The organism is Alkalitalea saponilacus (assembly GCF_900168165.1).
Taxonomy (GTDB): Bacteria; Bacteroidota; Bacteroidia; order Bacteroidales; family Marinilabiliaceae; genus Natronoflexus; species Natronoflexus saponilacus.
This window is the reverse complement of the sequence record NZ_FUYV01000014.1, coordinates 78,201-96,601: the sequence shown is the minus strand read 5'-3', so window position 1 is coordinate 96,601 and position 18,401 is coordinate 78,201. Positions and strand designations below refer to the sequence as shown.

General features: G+C 39.0%; 12 protein-coding genes. 10 read left to right on the top strand and 2 right to left on the bottom strand.

The annotated features are described in order from the left end of the window. Window positions 1-3 precede the first annotated feature (3 nt). From B5X70_RS11960 to B5X70_RS11945, 4 genes are all read left to right on the top strand, one after another. Window positions 4-2,553: a glycoside hydrolase 5 family protein gene (locus B5X70_RS11960; protein ID WP_079558138.1), complete on the top strand. Its 2,550-nt coding sequence runs from the start codon at window positions 4-6 to the stop codon at window positions 2,551-2,553. A gap of 66 nt (window positions 2,554-2,619) precedes the next feature. Then, entirely contained in the window at window positions 2,620-4,698 is a 2,079-nt protein-coding gene (locus tag B5X70_RS11955; protein ID WP_079558137.1) for a glycoside hydrolase family 53 protein, read from the top strand. A 49-nt stretch (window positions 4,699-4,747) separates the two neighbouring features. Then, window positions 4,748-5,791 carry a T9SS type A sorting domain-containing protein gene (locus B5X70_RS11950; protein ID WP_079558136.1) on the top strand — a complete coding sequence of 348 codons (1,044 nt, stop codon included), beginning with the start codon at window positions 4,748-4,750 and terminating at the stop codon, window positions 5,789-5,791. Window positions 5,792-6,070: 279 nt separating this feature from the next. After that, complete coding sequence (locus B5X70_RS11945) at window positions 6,071-6,433, top strand: hypothetical protein (protein WP_079558135.1); 363 nt, start codon at window positions 6,071-6,073, stop codon at window positions 6,431-6,433. Window positions 6,434-6,710: 277 nt separating this feature from the next. On the opposite strand, the gene B5X70_RS11940 is transcribed toward B5X70_RS11945, so the two are convergent. Next, a complete protein-coding gene (locus tag B5X70_RS11940) occupies window positions 6,711-7,985 on the bottom strand; it encodes a DUF4861 family protein (RefSeq protein ID WP_079558134.1) in 1,275 nt (424 codons plus the stop codon). Window positions 7,986-8,291: 306 nt separating this feature from the next. Then, window positions 8,292-9,038, bottom strand: a complete 747-nt coding sequence (rluF, locus tag B5X70_RS11935) for a 23S rRNA pseudouridine(2604) synthase RluF (protein WP_198314202.1) — start codon at window positions 9,036-9,038, stop codon at window positions 8,292-8,294. Window positions 9,039-9,284: 246 nt separating this feature from the next. Here rluF and B5X70_RS11930 point away from each other — a divergent pair, with 246 nt between their 5' ends. The 6 genes from B5X70_RS11930 (at window position 9,285) to B5X70_RS11905 (ending at window position 18,399) form a co-directional block, all read left to right on the top strand. Further along, complete coding sequence (locus B5X70_RS11930) at window positions 9,285-10,262, top strand: lytic transglycosylase domain-containing protein (protein ID WP_079558133.1); 978 nt, start codon at window positions 9,285-9,287, stop codon at window positions 10,260-10,262. A 131-nt stretch (window positions 10,263-10,393) separates the two neighbouring features. Beyond that, complete coding sequence (locus B5X70_RS11925; protein ID WP_079558132.1) at window positions 10,394-11,323, top strand: DUF3137 domain-containing protein; 930 nt, start codon at window positions 10,394-10,396, stop codon at window positions 11,321-11,323. 109 nt (window positions 11,324-11,432) lie between these two features. Continuing rightward, entirely contained in the window at window positions 11,433-14,312 is a 2,880-nt protein-coding gene (uvrA, locus tag B5X70_RS11920; protein ID WP_079558131.1) for an excinuclease ABC subunit UvrA, read from the top strand. Window positions 14,313-14,393: 81 nt separating this feature from the next. Next, a complete protein-coding gene (locus B5X70_RS11915; protein ID WP_079558130.1) occupies window positions 14,394-16,046 on the top strand; it encodes a cation:proton antiporter in 1,653 nt (550 codons plus the stop codon). A 64-nt stretch (window positions 16,047-16,110) separates the two neighbouring features. Further along, window positions 16,111-17,781: a nucleoside kinase gene (locus B5X70_RS11910; RefSeq protein ID WP_079558129.1), complete on the top strand. Its 1,671-nt coding sequence runs from the start codon at window positions 16,111-16,113 to the stop codon at window positions 17,779-17,781. A 135-nt stretch (window positions 17,782-17,916) separates the two neighbouring features. Further along, on the top strand, window positions 17,917-18,399 hold the full coding sequence (locus tag B5X70_RS11905) for a glutathione peroxidase (protein WP_079558163.1): 483 nt from the start codon (window positions 17,917-17,919) through the stop codon (window positions 18,397-18,399). Window positions 18,400-18,401 lie beyond the last annotated feature (2 nt).

The following is an 18,401-nucleotide window of genomic DNA, read 5'->3' as shown; positions in this document are numbered from 1 at the left end:
ACAATGCGAAGAATTATTTTAGCTATTATAGGTTTACTTACAACATTTTGTTTGGTGGGAAATGAGGCAAATATTAATCGTTCCTATGTTGACGACGAGGGTGTTTTAAGATGGAGTGCCGATGACAGTGAAATCACGGGATTTGGAGTGAATTACTCACTTCCCTTTGCTCACGCCTACCGCATGGCAAATAGATTAGGGATTACACACGAAGAGGCCATTAAACAAGATGTTTACCATTTTGCCCGACTTGGATTGGATTTATACAGAGTACATATTTGGGATGTTGAAATTTCTGATGTGGAAGGAAATCTATTGCAAAATGAGCATCTTAGATTATTTGATTTTGCAGTTTCCGAAATGAAAAAGCGGGGAATGAAATTCGTCATTACGCCCATCGCTTTTTGGGGTAATGGGTGGCCAGAACCCGATTTTGATACCCCAGGCTTTGCCACAAAATATGGGAAGGAGGGATGTTTAACTCACCCGGACGCAATAAAAGCACAAGAAAACTATTTGTATCAGTTTTTAAATCACATAAACCCCTACACAGGATTAGCTTATAAAGACGATCCTGACATTATAGCTTTTGAAGTTAGCAATGAACCGCACCACGATGGAACGGTAGATGAGGTTATCAATTATATAAACCGATTGGTTGGTTCTATGCGAAAAACAGGAACCCAAACACCTATTTTCTACAACATGAGTCATAGCATTCATCTTGTGGATGCCTATTTGAATGCCGACGTTCAGGGAGGCACTTTTCAATGGTATCCGGCTGGTCTTGTCGCAAATCGCCAAATTAACGGCAATTTTCTGCCGCATGTTGGAGAGTATTATATTCCATTTGCAGATCATCCTCTGTTTAAAAAAATGGCAAAAATCGTTTATGAGTTTGATCCTGCCGATGTTGGAGGGAATTACATGTATCCTGCAATGGCTCGCAGTTTTCGTGAGGCTGGCATCCAGTTAGCCACACATTTCGATTATGATGCCATGTTTTTGGCTCCTTATAATACCAACTACGGTACTCACTATATGTCATTGCCTTATGCGCCTCAAAAAGCTTTAAGCCTGAAAATTGCTTCAGCCGTATTTCACGAAGTTCCAAGATATTCCAATTACGGTGGCTATCCTAATAATAACCATTTTGAAGATTTCAGAATTGATTATGAAAACGATTTGGTGGAGTGGGTTACCAATGAGACTTTTCTTTATTCAAATAATACAACTTCAACACCTGATAATCCTGCTCTCCTAAAAAAAATTGCCGGATACGGTAATTCTCCTTTGATTAATTATGATGGTAAAGGTGCCTATTTTCTTGACAGAATTGGTAAAGACTCATGGAGATTAGAAGTGATGCCTGATGCGCATTGGATTGATGATCCCTATGGTAGGGTTAGTTTAGAAAACCAGGTGGCGGCTGTTAGTTATAACATTCGAGAAATGAAGGTGGATTTGTCGTGCCTGGGAACAGATTTTACCATAGCGGCCATAAATGATGGCAATGATTATAATACCGAAGCAAAAGAAGGGACATTTGCAATTGTTCCCGGCGTTTTTATTCTTCAGAATAAAAACAGTGTTCTGGAATTTTCTCCCTATCAAACATTAGGCAATATCCGCATGAACGAGTTTGTAGCACCTGAAGCCGATTTGTCTGAGATCATGATAAAAAACAATACCGTATCTCAGGCTTGCGCAGGAACTAGAACATCGATTCATTTCGAGGTAATATCTCCTGAACCCCCACAAAAAGTGGAAGTTATTATGTACGGAAACGGAGGCAGCTCGAGATCTGAGGCTGTTTATATGGGAGCAGATATTTACAAAGTTGATATATATAAAAATCATCTGGTTCATGGAATATTAAACTATTACATCGTATTAACTTTTAATGAGAAAATTAAAAGCTTTCCTGCTGGTTTGGAAGGACAACCAGGCGATTGGGACTTTTATGATCACTCGTTGTATACCATTAAATTTATTCCTGATGGAGAGCCTGTTCTTGTTTGGTCTGCCTTAGATGATTGGAGCGAAACTCTACGCATCTGGCACCCGGGAGTTTCACTAAAGCCATTGGGAAATAGAAATGCTGCGTTGCATTTGAAAATGGATGAATTACCGGATCGCAATTTGAAAAAGGGAAGCCGAAAAGATTATTCATTCAAATTCTTCTTCGGTGATTTGTTGTCAGGCAGGAGTTCCCGAATTGCAAATTCAAAAAATTTGGTATTGAAGGCATATACCCAATTAAACGATTCTCAGCCAATTATTGTGGGATTGGTTGATGTCAATGGTATTGCTTATTCTGTTGAAGTGGATATCATCCCAGGAAAGTTAATTTATAATATTTCGTTGGACAGTTTGATTCAATCAGAATTTGCTGTCACGCCTGGAGCATATCCCGAATATCTGCCACATTTTCAATCCTCAGAATATCAATTTCAGTTCAAACCGGAAAAGGTGGAATCTGTTCAGGTCTCTATACGTCAAGGTAAACTTGATGAAGTGGATTTATGGATTGAATCCATCTGGATGGAGTAAATGGCTGGAAGCCAGTTGTAAAAAATGAATAAGTAATCTCTGTTTTTAATCATTCAAACAAAAAAAATGCGTCAGTTTATATACATTTCATTATTGTTATTAATCTCCGGATTTGTTTCAGCACAAACATTTTATAGAGGCAATGATCTTTCATATGTTAATCAAATGGAGGATTGTGGTGCTGTTTTTAAGGAAGATGGAATACCCAAAGACCCTTTCCGGATTTTTGCTGATCAGGGAACCAACTTGGTTCGTGTACGTCTTTGGCATAATCCTGATTGGCAAAACCGGTTGTCGCAACCCGAAGGGGTAAAATCGCAATACAGCGATTTTGAGGATGTAAAACTCACCATTATGCGTGCAAAGGCTGAGGGAATGAAGGTTATGCTCGATTTTCATTTGTCCGATTTTTGGGCCGATCCGGGACAACAATTAATCCCGTCGGCATGGCTTAGTGTAGCAAACAATGTTGATTTGTTGGCCGATTCGGTTTATAATTATGTTTCAAAGGTTTTGTTGGCTTTGGATGAAGATGATTTAATGCCTGAAATTGTTAAAATTGGAAATGAAAATAACGCCGGTATTTTACGTCATACCACGTTGTCGGATAATTTTCAGGTATCAGGTTCGGTTTCTGATAATTGGTCGCGTCATGCCAGGCTCTTTAATGCAGGCATCCGAGCCGTGAGAGATGTTGGTGCTGATGCTTCAGTCAATCCCCGGGTTGCACTGCATTTTTCCAACATCCGAAATTCAATAAACTGGTATCAGCGACTGATAGATAACGGCGTAACTGATTTTGATATCATTGGCTTGTCTTATTATTACGCCTGGCATGGATTTAGCATAGCCGATCTTGGTAATACCATCAGGTCCATGCGAAATCGATGGTCCCAATACGATGTGATGGTAGTTGAAACCGGATATTTATGGACTACTGAAAATTTTGATAGTCTGGGTAACATCATTAACACTCCCGACCCTGAATACCTTCCTGTTACTCCATTAAAACAACTTGAGTACATGGTGGATTATACCCGTGAGGTTAAACGTTCAGGAGGGATAGGAGTCATTTTCTGGGAGCCTGCATGGGTATCCACTCCCTGCAGAACGCCATGGGGAGTTGGTTCTTCTCATGACCATGTGGTGTTTTTCGATCCTTTAGAAAATAATTTCATGGAGAATGGGGGCGGTCGATGGACCAATGCTGAATTTTATGAAAATGTATCAAATTCCCGTAAAGTAACATTTAAGGTAGATATGGAGGAACGAGATACCGAAGGAGGCGTTTATTTATCGGGAAGCTGGGGCAATGGGGAACTTCTAAAAATGGAAAGTTTGGGAAATAATGTTTTCTGGACATTTGCTTATTTACCTGTGGGGAGTGAAGGAGGTTATTTCTTTGTAGATGGAAATGATATCAGTAATCGTGAGACGATTCCTGAAGGTTGTGCAAATTGGGAAGGTATTGACCGCAAATATCAAGTTGGCAATAGTAATGTTATTTATGAATTTGTTTTTGGCTCCTGTGCTGTAATCACCAAAATTAATCCTACTGTTACCTTTATGGTTGATATGAGCGGGCAGGATGTGTCACGGGGAGTTTTTATTACGGGAGAAATAACTCAGCCGGAATGGACCATAGAGGAAATGTCTCATTTAGGTGATGGAATCTATTCCTGGACTACCCAATTAACCCCGGGTGATGATGTACTTGCATACTATTTCATGACCAACAGCAATTGGGATAATCTAAGTGCTTACAGAGAAGTTGTTCCGGCCGAATGTCATGGAAAGTGGAGTGATCGAGGTATCGTTGTGGGTAGAAATGACACCATAGTCAGAAATGTTTGGAGCAGTTGTGAAACGTTTGGTTTAACATCTGCTGCTGAATTAAATCAGATTAATGATCAATTAGCCATTGTAACCAATTCGGGAAACTTTAAAGAAATTCACATTCACCTGCAATCATTACATCCATATTTTGACATAGTAGTGTATAACAGTCTGGGAACAAAACTTTATAAAAGAAAAGTATATGATGGAATTGTTGATGTTCATGTTGCAATAAACTCTTCAGGATTACATTTTGTACATGTGTCGAACGGAATTAACACCGAGGTACACAAGGTGATTTTGCGTTGATTTATACATCCCTTTATATTAATTTATTTTAACCTAAAATTATTGTCTTATGAAAAATCTTTACTCCACATTTAGTTGGAAATCAGTATTCACGACTCTATGTATTGCCTTTTTAACTTTATCTGTTAGTGCAACAACTACTGTTACTTTAAGGGTTGATATGACTGGTCAAGATGTTTCTGAAGCTTTTGTTAGCGGTACTTTTACCGACAATGGTGGTTGGTCCATACTGCCAATGACAAGAGAAGGAGAGACCGATGTGTATTTTATTGAACTGGAACTAACACCTGGCGTGCTTGAAACTTACTATTTTTTAAGTGCCAATGACTGGAACTCACGTGAGAGTGTTCCTGAAGCTTGCTGGACAGGAGAATGGGATAACCATAGAGGTTTTACTGTTCCTGATGAACCTGAAACATACGGATATATGTTTGGTGGATGCGATCCTGTTGGATCAGAAGCTCCAGATCCTGTCGTAAAATTTGATATAACATTTAGAGTTGATATGACTGGACAGGATATATCTAATGGGGTGTTTGTTACCGGCAACTTTACGGCACCTGGTGGTGGCGATTGGTATTTTGTTGAGCTGGATCAGGAAGGAGAAACGGATATATTCATTACCACTGTATCACTGCCAGAAGGAAGTTATACTTATGCGTTCTGGCGAAACAACAACTGGGAGGAAGTATATCGTGAAACGGTACCTGAAGAATGTGCACTTTCTGGAACTGTCTTTGACTGGGATACGGATCGCTTGTTAGTGGTAACAGACTCAGATAAAACTGTAGAGGTTTTATTCGGAAGTTGCGACCCAATTGGAACACCTGTGTCTATAAAAAATAGAAAAGTTCTAAATGTGGAATTATATCCTGTTCCGGCAAGTGAGTTTTTGAATATAGCATGGACGGGTGCGCATGGTTCTGCCATCGTTACCATTTATAATGTAAATGGAGAAAAAGTTGTTTCTCAAATTAATTCCTTTTCAGGTGATGGGATTTTATTGAATGTTTCAACACTTCCAGTCGGTGTTTATCTTGTTGAAATAGAATTGGATGACCAACGAGTAGTAAAGAGGATTACCATAAAGTAATTCATATTCAATTATTGATGTGAGATATTGATGGTTAATTTTAAAACAAACTGATAATAATAGATTATAATCTATTATTATCAGTTTGTTATGTTTTTGGTGACTGGGATGTTTCTTTGTTTTAAAAATTGCATTTGTTAGATTGCAATCTGATTTTGTGAAGTATTTAATGTTTTAAAACATTTTTAACATATTTGCGGTTTCGGATTATTATGTCTTTTTTTGTGATGGGTTTTCAAGGATTCCAAATCGCTTAATTAATATTGTTATTCTTCTTTTATGAAAAGTATCTGGTTGCTATATGTAGGGTTGAGTTTTATTGGCATTGCAATTGTTTTAAGGGTGTTGGCGTTTGATACTACTTTAACAAGTGTCTTATTCTCTGTTGGCGGGCTTATTAAAATATTATACCTTTTTTTTATGTACCGGGAAGCTAAATTGTGGCCTGGTAAAGAGATGTTATTAATTCTTGCCGGAATTACATTGATAATAGCAGGGGCTCAATTGAGAGGAAATCTTACACAAGGTATTATGGCATTGCCTATCACCATCGCCGGAATAGCGTTTAAAATTTCATTTATTGTCGTTGCAGTTAGAAAAGTACGTGCTGCAAGAGTAAAATTAAACGATACCGGTCAGTAATAAAAAACATCCGAAAGAATCTAATTTTGTAGGTTCATTCGGATGCGTATTAAGAGACTGTTTATATTTATATATAATCTGTTTTAAAGATTTTTATCCCGATTCTATCGGGACAGAACGATAGACATAAACGGAAAATAAGATCTATCTAATCATCTATATCAACTACTCTATCTGTCTAGAATCTAATCCCGATTTTATCGGGATGCATCTATAACATGTTTTCGAAACTAAATTTAAACAGCTACTAAATCTTCAATATAAGCTAATTAGTCTCTTAGTTTTTGATATCGGTTATAGGTGAATAAATCAATGGCTCTTCTAATTGATCCAGAGTCTTTCGCAGATATTCTTTAAACTCCTGTAAGGTTGTAATTCCATCAGGTTCCTGTTCCCATGCGGCCAAAAAGTAGTATTCAACTTCTTTTAATGGTTTTTCAAATACCACAAGATGACTTAATGCATCACGGGTTACTCTGCCGTTCTGGCTTGAAGGGTACAAAACAGCAAGCCCCATATCATCTCCGGCCAAACTTTGTTGTCCCCATGATGCTATGGCCTTCCATTCGCCATTCTCGCTACTCACTTCGAACATGTCGATTCCATTTTCAATAATGAATCCGGTACAAACATTCTCCTGAGGATTTTCAAATTTCAGAAACTCACGGGTCATTCTGCTATCGGCGTCAATGGTTTTCAATGAAATCAGATTGTTTTTAGTGTCGCCGGTTTCCCATCCATAATACCACAATTTAACCTGTGAGCGAATCAAGCCATCGGCTTCAATTTTGCACATCACGCTGTCGGTGGTTTCAACTCGTATGGCCTTTTCGCCATCAAACCAACCGATGGAACCTATTCCCAATGATCTTCCTACTTTCAAAACATCCATACCCCAATCATCCATGTGATGGTACGATTCAAATCCATCTACTCCAACATCCTGTAAAACCATATCTGTTACTTTCTTGCCAAAGACATCATTGGCATTTCTCCAGTCCAGATACATTCTGTATCCAACCCTGTCAGACTCCCATCCTGGACCTTCATATTTTATAAAATAGGTATGGTCGGTGAATCCGTCGGGAACTCTTAAAGAATCAAATCTGAAAAAGTTGCCACCACCACGGTATCTGCCATCACGCCAATTCCCGGTTGTTCGATGCCAAAGCTCGGCTTGGGTTTTTTTCTCAAAGTCGATGATCGCATCTTCTGGCGCTTCAAAAACCGAAACAATGACACTACTACCTGCCGGAATGTTTGATTGAAAAACCGCTACATTCGTTATTCCATCAGCATTATTGTCTGATAGTTCAAATGGACTAAGTTCGTCATTGATTTTTGCGAAAAGCATCCCAGTGGAATTCGTCAGAACCCTTTTTTGATCAGGGGTGAGGATTATTTCATGCACTCCGGAAATGGAACTTTTCGATGGGTTTTCAACTTCAAAGTAGAACAACTGGTTACTCTTTCGTATTAATTGATTTTCCGACGAATGAGAACAACTTGCAACAAACAATGCCGCAAGAAAAAATAGGAAAAGTTTTTTCATAGTTGGATAATTTAGTGATGATTATGATTCAATCTATATTTGGTTCTTAGCATGATAAGTAGTCGCTTTATCATGGTTGACTCCGCAAGTTGACTGCTTTTTTTATCATTAGATTTTGTAACTGTTTAAATTTTGTTTCTTTAGAATTCAATAGATGATAGATCTATTGAATTTAGACAGATAGAATAGATTAGAAAGATGATTAGACACAACTTGGTCTCTATTTTGTCTTGTCTATCGGTCTAAAAATCTATTATCTAGAGATCTTTTTTATCAATTCAATATAAATTTAATCAGTCTCTTAAACTATTCTGATGATCGATTTCCATGAGTTTTTGATGAGTCTGAAACGAGTCTGTTCAGCTCGTTCAGCTCCTTTGTAGTCAGGTTTCTCCATTTTCCCACAGGTAAATCCAGTTGAATGTTCATAATTCTTACTCTTTTCAGCGCAGTTACATTGTAACCTAAGTATTCGCACATTCTTCTGATTTGCCGGTTTAGCCCCTGGGTAAGGATGATTTTAAACGATTGAGAATTAATTTGCTCTACATAACACTTTCGTGTTATGGTATCCAAAATAGGCACACCTTCGCTCATTCGTCTTAAAAACTCCCTGGTTATGGGCTTATTAACTGTAACAACGTATTCTTTCTCGTGATTATTGCGGGCACGCAATATTTTGTTTACAATATCGCCATCGCTCGTTAAAAGAATTAGGCCCTGGCTGGGTTTATCAAGCCGTCCGATGGGGAAAATCCTTTGCGGATGCTTAATGAAATCGACTATGTTGTTTTTTTCTCGCTTTGTATCGGTGGTGCAGACAATTCCTATGGGTTTATTAAATGCAATATACACATGCTTCTTTCCCGAATCGGTGATAAGTTTGCCATTAACCCTCACTTCATCACCGGGGTTAACTTTGGTTCCCTTTTCCGGAACTTTCCCGTTTATGGTTATTCTTCCTGCTTCAATAAGTTCATCGGCTTTCCGTCGGGAACAAAAGCCTGTTTCGCTCAGATATTTATTTATTCTTACTGGTTCCAAAATTGACATTTATGTTTATTTACAAGTTGTTGAGCCGAGTTTGTCAAAGGCAAAAATATACTTAAAATTCTTTTGTCTGAATATTTGGCAAAATTACTAATTTTCCTGTAGCTTTGGGTTGGTTTGCAAATGATAGTGATATAGCCAAAAATCGAATTACTTCTTTTTTTGTAACCTCCTTGTTATCCTGGCGTACCAATTAAAGTTATTGAGAGATAAGAATTGTGTTTAGAAATTATTGGATTTATTTATTGTATGAGTAAGAGAATTGAGTTTCCGGTGCTGAAGGTTCTATCCGTTTCCACATCAGTGATTGCCATAGTTTTAGTCTTTAATCTTTTTGTTCAGTCCTCGCCTCCGGTTAATATGCCAATTGGAGATGATGTTGAACTGAGTCTTTTTAAACAGAACTACAGTATTCATGCTTTGCCCATTCCGGACTCCCTCTATCTTGCAGGAGAGCGCGTTCCTTTGGAACGCTCTTACGTAAGAGAGAGTTACGACAGGGAGTTGCTTGTGAATACCTATTGGCAATCGCAAACATTGCTATTAATTAAAAGAGCCAACCGCTATTTCCCGGTCATCGAACCAATACTCGAAGCGGAAGGTGTGCCCGATGATTTTAAATACCTGGCGTTAATAGAGAGTGGCTTTCTTGAGCGTGCTGTATCTCCTGCCGGCGCAGTGGGTATTTGGCAGTTTTTGGCCGGCACAGCCCGTGATTACGGGCTGGAAGTAAACCGGGAAGTGGATGAGCGTTATCATCTTGAAAAAAGCACTGTTGCTGCTGCACGGTACTTGAAAGATTCCTATAAGCGATTTGATTCATGGACACTGGCGGCAGCAGCTTACAATGCCGGAAACCGTGGAATCACCAGACAAATGACTCGCCAAAAAGCCGATTGTTATTATGATCTTTTACTGGTTGAAGAAACAGCCCGCTACGTTTTTCGGATTCTTGCCATTAAAGAGATTTTGTCAAAACCACACGAGTTTGGTTTTCATTTGGGTGAAGATGATTTATATTATCCCATTGAGACTTATGACTTTGAAGTGAATGGAGCAATCGCCGATTTTGCCGATTTTGCCAAAGAACATAATACCACATATAAAGAACTTAAAGATTTAAACCCCTGGTTAAGAGAGACTTTTCTCACCAACAGTTCAGGCAAAAAATATACACTAAAACTTCCAAAGCCGGGTGCATTTATTTTTGGAGTTTTGGAGGAGTAAACTTTCTCTGGGTGCAGGTATGTTTATTGATGCAGGCTCGCCCTTTATAGCGATGCTGATGCCAATGATTATTCGCAATAATTAATCCTCTTATTTTCCCGATATCCCTGAAAACCTTAATAACCCAAAATATGCAGCCGAGAAAGAAAACCTTTGATGAGATTTACGAGACGCTTGTTCCTGTATTGGATTCATTAGAGGAGGTAAGAAAAAAAAGATTTAAAAAATATCGGTTATTTATAATTTTGAGTATTGTATCAATTGGTCTTTTTATAATTGGGTTATTGTGTGAAATATATTTATTTATCTTCTTTTTAACATTGCCAGTTCTATTTATCAGGCTTTATATTGAAGACATGGATGCAGCAGTAAAGGAATTGCGACCCAGATTTAAAAATGAGATAGTATTGAGATTATTGGAATACTTTTATGATGATTTAAGGTATGTTCCAAATCAGAGAGTAAATATTAACCTTCTTCGAAAAAGCCTGCTCTTTAGAAAATATGTGTATTGGCATTCTGGTGAAGACTTTGTTAGTTGTAAAGTGAACAATATTGATGTATGTTTTTCAGAAATTAAGGCATATAATTTAAACGATCAAAGTCCAATTTTTAAAGGTGTTTTTGTCGCTGTAATGTTCAATAAGAAATTTAGTACAAAAACAGTTGTGATAAATCGCCGTGAAAGAACATTATTTAGAAAGGCTCGATTAAATTTATTTAAGGCGATGGATAATGCTGCTTATATCAAGCTGGAAAATATTGAGTTTAATAACAAGTTTCTGGTAATTGGAGAAGATCAAATTGATGCACGCTATAAGCTTACTCCCGCACTTATGGAAAGAATGTTGCACTATAAGAAAAAACTTAACACCCCTGTCTCTTTCTCTTTTATAGATAATTATGTTTATGTGGCAATCCCTTCTGGCGTTAATCTTTTTGAACCAAGAATCCTAAGTCCAATAAATGATAGACAGTTTATAGAGCATGATTACATTTATCTTGATCTCTTAACAGGCATCGTAAAAGATTTAGATTTGAATACGCGAATTTGGGCATAAGTGTGGGCATCATTATTATTCTTGTTCTTCCATAAAACACTTTCACATAAAACAAAAAACGCTTTAAAATCCTTATCTTTGCAGATTGATTTTTTTAGACGAACAAAATATGCAAAAGGACGGATCTGCAGTATCTCAAACAGTTGTACCCGACGCTGATAGAATAGATGTATTAGGTGCCAGGGTGCACAATCTCAAAAATATAGATGTTTCAATTCCACGCAACGAACTGGTCGTAATTACCGGTTTAAGTGGAAGCGGTAAATCATCCCTTGCATTTGATACCATATATGCAGAAGGTCAGCGTCGCTACATCGAAACCTTTTCGGCCTATGCACGCCAGTTTCTTGGTGGCATGGAAAGGCCGGATGTGGATAAAATTACCGGTTTGAGTCCGGTAATCTCCATTGAACAAAAAACCACAGGTAAAAATCCACGCTCCACCGTCGGCACCATAACGGAAATCTATGATTTCCTTAGGCTTTTGTATGCCAGGGCAGGGGAGGCTTTTTCGCATTTATCGGGAGAGAAAATGGTGAAATACACCGATCAGCAAATTCTTGATTTAATATTATCAAAGTTTGAAGGGAAAAATGTTTACATCCTTTCACCCATGGTGAAAGGCCGCAAGGGGCATTACAAAGAGCTGTTTGAGCAGATTCGGAAAAAAGGTTTTCTGCACGTTAGAGTCGATGGCGAAATCAAAGAGATTCGCCATGGAATGAAGGTTGATCGCTACAAAAACCACTTCATAGAAGTGGTTGTGGATAAGCTCAGGGTTGAGCCGAAAGACCGCAAGCGCCTGGAAGAATCGGTAAAACTGGCCATGAAACAAGGTCGTAATACCATGATGGTGGTAGAGAAAGACGGGGAGGAGCCCCGTTATTTCAGCCGATTATTGATGTGTCCTGTTACCGGGATCGCTTATAACGAGCCTGCACCGCACTCGTTCTCCTTCAATTCCCCGCAAGGAGCCTGTTCAAAATGTAAAGGATTGGGCATGGTGGATGAAGCAGATATGCAGAAAATCATTCCCGACCCCAAATTGAGTATCTATCGTGGAGGAATTGACGCATTGGGTAAATACAGAAACTCTTTAATATTCTGGCAATTGGAGGCCATAGCCGAAAAATATGACTTTACCCTTAAAACATCCATTGAAAACATACCGGAAGATGGCCTGGAAGCCATTCTCTACGGAACAAACGAACCGCTAACACTAAAGAACACTCCACTTGGAACCACTTCTAACTATTTTCTGAGTTTCGACGGGGTTATTAAATACATTCTTGAACAACAATCAAACGATAATTCTGCCAAAGCCAAACGCTGGGCAAACCAATACATTGCTCATAAAAAATGTCCTGAATGCAATGGATTGCGATTGAATAAAGAGGCTTTGCACTTCCGGATTGATGGTAAAAATATTGCCGAACTTTCGCAAATGGATCTCTCACTATTAAAAGAGTGGTTCAATAATCTTGAGGAGAGATTATCATCCAAACAAAAGCTTATTGCAACAGAAATTTTAAAGGAGATTCGCTCACGGCTTGGTTTTATGGTGGATGTGGGATTGGATTATCTCGCACTGGACAGAGGAGCCATGACGCTTTCTGGTGGAGAGAGTCAGCGCATCCGTCTGGCCACGCAAATTGGGTCTCAATTGGTAAATGTTCTTTATATACTTGATGAACCATCCATTGGGCTTCATCAACGTGATAACCACAGGCTGATAGATTCGCTTAAACAATTGCGCGATACCGGAAACTCCGTTTTGGTGGTGGAGCACGACCGGGATATGATGATGGCTGCTGACCATGTGATTGATATGGGGCCGCGAGCCGGACGTTTTGGCGGCGAAGTCGTGGCACAGGGAACGCCATTGCAGATTCTTAATTCCAAATCGCTGACTGCCGATTTCCTCACAGGACGAAAAAGCATCCTGATGCCTTCAAATAGGAGAGAAGGCAATGGGAAATCTGTTGTCATAAAAGGAGCAACAGGTAATAATCTTAAGAATATTGATGTTGCTTTTCCTTTGGGGAAGTTTATATGCGTGACGGGGGTGTCCGGAAGCGGCAAATCCACTTTGGTAAACGAAACGCTTTATCCTATTCTTAATAAGCACGTTTACAATGGCGTTAAGGAACCTTTGACTTTTCAGTCGGTTAAAGGGCTTGAGCATGTGGATAAAGTTGTGGATGTTGATCAGTCGCCGCTTGGCAGAACGCCAAGATCCAATCCGGCAACTTATACAAAGATTTTTGATGAAATCAGAAAACTATTTGCGGATTTACCCGAAGCAAAAATAAGAGCTTATAAACCGGGTCGTTTTTCGTTTAATGTGGCAGGGGGACGATGCGAAACATGCAAAGGTGGAGGGGTTCAGGTGATTGAGATGAATTTTCTGCCCGATGTGATGGTGGAGTGTCCCGATTGTAGCGGGAAACGCTACAATCGAGAAACTCTGGAGATTCGTTTTAAGGGAAAATCCATCAGCGATGTGTTGAATTTGACCATCAACCAGGCAGTGGAGTTCTTCGAAAATATCCCATCCTTACAAAATAAAGTTAAGATGCTGCAAAAGGTTGGGCTGGGATACATTAAGCTGGGGCAATCCTCCACAACACTGTCCGGTGGCGAATCTCAGCGGGTTAAGCTCTCATCGGAACTGGCAAAAAAGGATACAGGAAAAACCATTTACATACTTGACGAACCAACCACCGGTCTTCATTTTGAGGACATCAGGGTTCTGCTGGATGTACTCAATCAGTTGGTGGACAGAGGGAATACCGTTATCGTTATTGAACACAACATGGATGTGGTAAAAGCAGCAGATCACATCATAGATATTGGCCCGGAAGGTGGAAGTATGGGCGGGGAACTCCTTTTTAGCGGAACTCCGGAAGAACTTATCAAGATCAAAAACAGCTATACGGGAGAGTTCCTGCTTCAGGAGCCGGAATTTCAACTTCAGAAAAAAAGATAGGTTTGGTTTTGGAGAATTGGCTTCAAATCGGTAATTTGAGGTGTTACTATCCCATGAACGACATAAACTAATTATTATCGGATGGATTGGATTTCATTGATTTCTGAAAACCCATTTTATGAGTTTGCAATAATATTGGCTTTGGCGGCATTGCTCGGAGCATTAGGCCAGCTACTTAAACAGCCTTTAATTGTTGTGTTTATAGCGCTTGGAATAATCGTTGGCCCATCCGCTCTTGACATTGTCTCTTCGAAGGAGAATATTAATCTGTTGGCGGAAATTGGTATTGCAGTTCTTCTGTTTATCGTGGGGCTAAAACTTGACCTTCGCATTATAAAATCTGTTGGTAAAGTGGCCTTGCTTACAGGAATGGGACAGGTTTTATTTACTTCTCTTTTTGGGTATTTCATAGGGCTTGCATTGGGCTTTTCCTCTTTGCACAGCTTTTATATCGCGGTAGCACTTACTTTCTCCAGTACAATAATCATTGTTAAACTGCTGTCTGACAAAAAGGAGATTGATTCATTACACGGACAAATAGCCATAGGTTTTCTCATTGTTCAGGACATCGTCGTTATTCTGGTTATGATTATACTTTCGGCAATGGGCAGGAGTGAGGAGGCTTCCCTTACAAAAGATGTTATAAGAACATTTTTTTCCGGTATTGGCCTGTTGGTCGTTACCGTTGTAGCCATGAAATGGATTATTCCATGGTTAAGTGCATTTCTTGCCAAATCACAGGAATTACTTACTCTTTTTGCCATTGCGTGGGCTGTTGCTTTTACTACAGCAGGTGAGTTAATTGGCTTCAGCGGAGAGGTTGGAGCTTTTTTGGCAGGCGTGAGTTTGGCTTCGTCACCGTTTAAGGATGTTATCAGCAGTCGGCTGGTAAGTCTTCGGGACTTTCTGCTGCTATTCTTTTTTGTCCTATTGGGTTTGGAACTGGATATGTCGGTCATCAGCAGCCAGATTTCTCCGGCTCTGATTTTTTCAGTGTTTGTATTGGTAGGCAATCCCATCATTGTTCTTATTATTATGGGGATTATGGGGTACCGCAAACGTACATCCTTTTTGGCCGGATTGACAGTGGCTCAAATCAGCGAATTTTCGCTGATTTTCGCCGGATTGGGGCTATATGTGGGACATATTACCGAAGAAATTGTTGGACTAATTACTTTGGTAGGGTTGATAACCATAGGTTTATCAACCTATTTAATATTATATTCCCATCAAATATATGGTTTTATTTCACCCATATTAAGCATCTTTGAGAGAAGTAATCCGTTTCGGGAAAATGAAGAGATTTCTTCAATGCAAAAGAAATACGATTTAATTCTTATCGGGTTGGGGCGTTTTGGTAAGAAACTTGCGGAGAATCTTGATGAACACCCGGAGTTTAATTATCTGGTTGTCGATTTTGATCCCGAGGTGGTAAAAAGGGAGCAGAAAAGAGGTCGTGATATCATCTATGGGGATATGGAAGACCCTGATTTGCTGCAACAGATTCCACATAAACAAGCACGTATTATTGTTAGTTCGGTAGCCGATTATCAACATTCAGTTCAACTGATGAAATCATTAAGGCATGAAAAATTCGAAGGGAGAGTTTATTTAACTGCTGCCAGTGACGAAAGTTATAAATTGCTGAGTGTATGCGGTGCCGAGCAGATACTACGTCCTCATTACATGGCTGCCAATAATTTTTATCAGGATTATCTTAAGAAACTTATATAGCATTTTTTTTGAAGAAGTTTATAAATGATCTGATTGATCAATATCAAATAAAGCGATACAGACTATGAATAAAAAAGAGATAAAGATTAAGTGTTTAAATAATGATAAGGTAATCGTGGTGCCAAGAGGCACCACTTTGCTTGAAGCTGCTGAAAAGCTTGATGTGAATTTATCAAATCCCATTTTGGGTGCGATGGTAAACAACCGTCTGCGTAATGCAGGTTATGAGTTTTTTCAACCCAAAACAGTTCGTTTTATAGATGTGACTCATGTGGATGGGATGAGGATGTATATCCGAAGTCTCTCTTTTGTACTTTATGCCGCAGTTCAGGAAATGCTCCCGGGAGCAAGGTTGCGTATCGAGCATTCGGTGAGTAAAGGGTTTTATTGTGAACTTGATAATTTGGAGCGTGAATTGACTGTCCAAATGACCATTGATTTGGCTGAAAAAATGCGGGAAATTGTGGCCAAAGACATCCCGATTGAAAAGTATAAGGAGGAGACTGATGAGGTTATCAAGCTCTTTGATGCGCACAGTCTATGCGATAAAATTGACCTCATTAAGCATCGTGGTCAAAACTATACTTCATACTATAAGATGGGGAAGCACATTGGTGTTTTTTACGGTTTTATGGTTCCATCAACAGGGTATTTACCCGTATTCGACCTGAACAAATACTACAACGGGATGTTGCTTCGCTTACCTAAGGCCTCGAAACCCGATACTGTTGAGGATTTAATAATTCAAAATAAACTGTTTGAGATTTTCCGGGAGTTTAGCCAATGGAACAAAATTTTGAATGTTACTAAAATTAGTGATCTGAATAAGGCTGCCGGCAATGGAAAATCTGAAACTCTTATAAAAGTGACAGAGGCGCTTCATGAAAAGAAAATCTCCCAAATTGCCGATCGCATTGCAGCACGAAAAAATAAGATTAAAATAGTTTTGATCAGTGGCCCCTCCTCAAGTGGTAAAACCACATTCGGAAAGCGTTTGGCAGTACAGCTGCTTGTTGCCGGAATTAAACCTTTAAATCTTTCACTGGATAATTATTTCGTTAATCGGGATAATACTCCTCTTGATGAAAATGGAGACTTTGATTTTGAAGCTTTGGAGGCCATCGATTTGAAATTGTTCAATGAGCACTTGGTTGCTCTTTTAGATGGTAAGGAGGTTGAGATTCCCCGCTTTTCTTTTGAGACCGGTGAACGGTTTTATAACGGTGAAAAATTGAAAATGGGCAGTGAAAATATTCTGATCATAGAAGGAATTCATGGGCTGAATCCTGCACTGACACCTTCTGTTGCCGATGAAGCAAAATATAAGGTTTATGTTTCAGCTCTAACTGGCATTAATATTGATGACCACACCAGGATTCCAACAACTGACAATCGTTTAATCCGACGAATCGTCCGCGATTACAAATACCGGAAATATTCAGCACAGGATACCATTTCAAGATGGGCAAGCGTCCGCCGCGGCGAGGAAAAGCATATTTTTCCATACCAGGAAGAGGCCGATGTGATGTTTAACACGGCACTATTGTATGAGTTTGCCGTGCTTAAGCCTTTTGCTGAGCCTATATTACTTGAGGTACAGCCTAATCAGCCGGAATATTCTGAAGCTACGCGGTTACTTAAGTTTTTCAGTTATTTTAAACCCATGCAGCCAAACGGAATTCCACCAACATCCATTTTAAGAGAATTTCTTGGTGGTAGCAGTTTTACGTATTAATATGAAGAAAATGAGTGACATAAGTCAACCGATATTTTGATCGACTAAAGATTTAATAAAAAATATATCGCATGCGATATATTTTTTATATATTTGTATCGAGAACGATATAAACGTGAACGATATAATATGGACATGGAATCATTATTTTATAATTTTAATGTTCTTTCCTTACAAGGTAAGGAAATCAGTATGGATGAGTATAAAGGAAAAACTGTTTTGGTTGTGAATACAGCCAGTAATTGCGGTCTTACGCCACAATTTGAGGGATTGGAGAACCTCTATCAAAAATACAAGGATAAAGGATTGGTGATTTTGGGTTTTCCTTGTAATCAATTTGGAAATCAGGAGCCCGGTGATGAAAAATCCATATCTGAGGGGTGTATACTGAATTATGGAGTTACTTTTCCAATGTTTTCAAAAGTTGAGGTAAATGGCGACAATGCTCATCCATTGTATCGTTTTTTGAAAATGAAGTTAGGAGGAGTTTTTGGAAGTAAAATCAAATGGAATTTTACTAAATTTTTGGTTGATAAAAACGGAAAACCGGTGAAACGGTTTTCACCTTTTACCAAGCCTGAAAAGATTAACAAATATCTGTCAGAAATTCTAAAATAATT

What these genes read in the sequence shown, in the direction of transcription:
- B5X70_RS11945 (WP_079558135.1), top strand. Translation starts at nt 6,071, where the DNA reads ATGAAAAGTATCTGGTTGCTATATGTAGGGTTGAGTTTTATTGGCATT.
- B5X70_RS11960 (WP_079558138.1), top strand. Translation starts at nt 4, where the DNA reads ATGCGAAGAATTATTTTAGCTATTATAGGTTTACTTACAACATTTTGT.
- B5X70_RS11925 (WP_079558132.1), top strand. Translation starts at nt 10,394, where the DNA reads ATGCAGCCGAGAAAGAAAACCTTTGATGAGATTTACGAGACGCTTGTT.
- B5X70_RS11930 (WP_079558133.1), top strand. Translation starts at nt 9,285, where the DNA reads ATGAGTAAGAGAATTGAGTTTCCGGTGCTGAAGGTTCTATCCGTTTCC.
- B5X70_RS11915 (WP_079558130.1), top strand. Translation starts at nt 14,394, where the DNA reads ATGGATTGGATTTCATTGATTTCTGAAAACCCATTTTATGAGTTTGCA.
- uvrA (WP_079558131.1), top strand. Translation starts at nt 11,433, where the DNA reads ATGCAAAAGGACGGATCTGCAGTATCTCAAACAGTTGTACCCGACGCT.
- B5X70_RS11955 (WP_079558137.1), top strand. Translation starts at nt 2,620, where the DNA reads ATGCGTCAGTTTATATACATTTCATTATTGTTATTAATCTCCGGATTT.
- B5X70_RS11950 (WP_079558136.1), top strand. Translation starts at nt 4,748, where the DNA reads ATGAAAAATCTTTACTCCACATTTAGTTGGAAATCAGTATTCACGACT.
- B5X70_RS11940 (WP_079558134.1), bottom strand. Translation starts at nt 7,985, where the DNA reads ATGAAAAAACTTTTCCTATTTTTTCTTGCGGCATTGTTTGTTGCAAGT.
- B5X70_RS11910 (WP_079558129.1), top strand. Translation starts at nt 16,111, where the DNA reads ATGAATAAAAAAGAGATAAAGATTAAGTGTTTAAATAATGATAAGGTA.
- rluF (WP_198314202.1), bottom strand. Translation starts at nt 9,038, where the DNA reads ATGTCAATTTTGGAACCAGTAAGAATAAATAAATATCTGAGCGAAACA.
- B5X70_RS11905 (WP_079558163.1), top strand. Translation starts at nt 17,917, where the DNA reads ATGGAATCATTATTTTATAATTTTAATGTTCTTTCCTTACAAGGTAAG.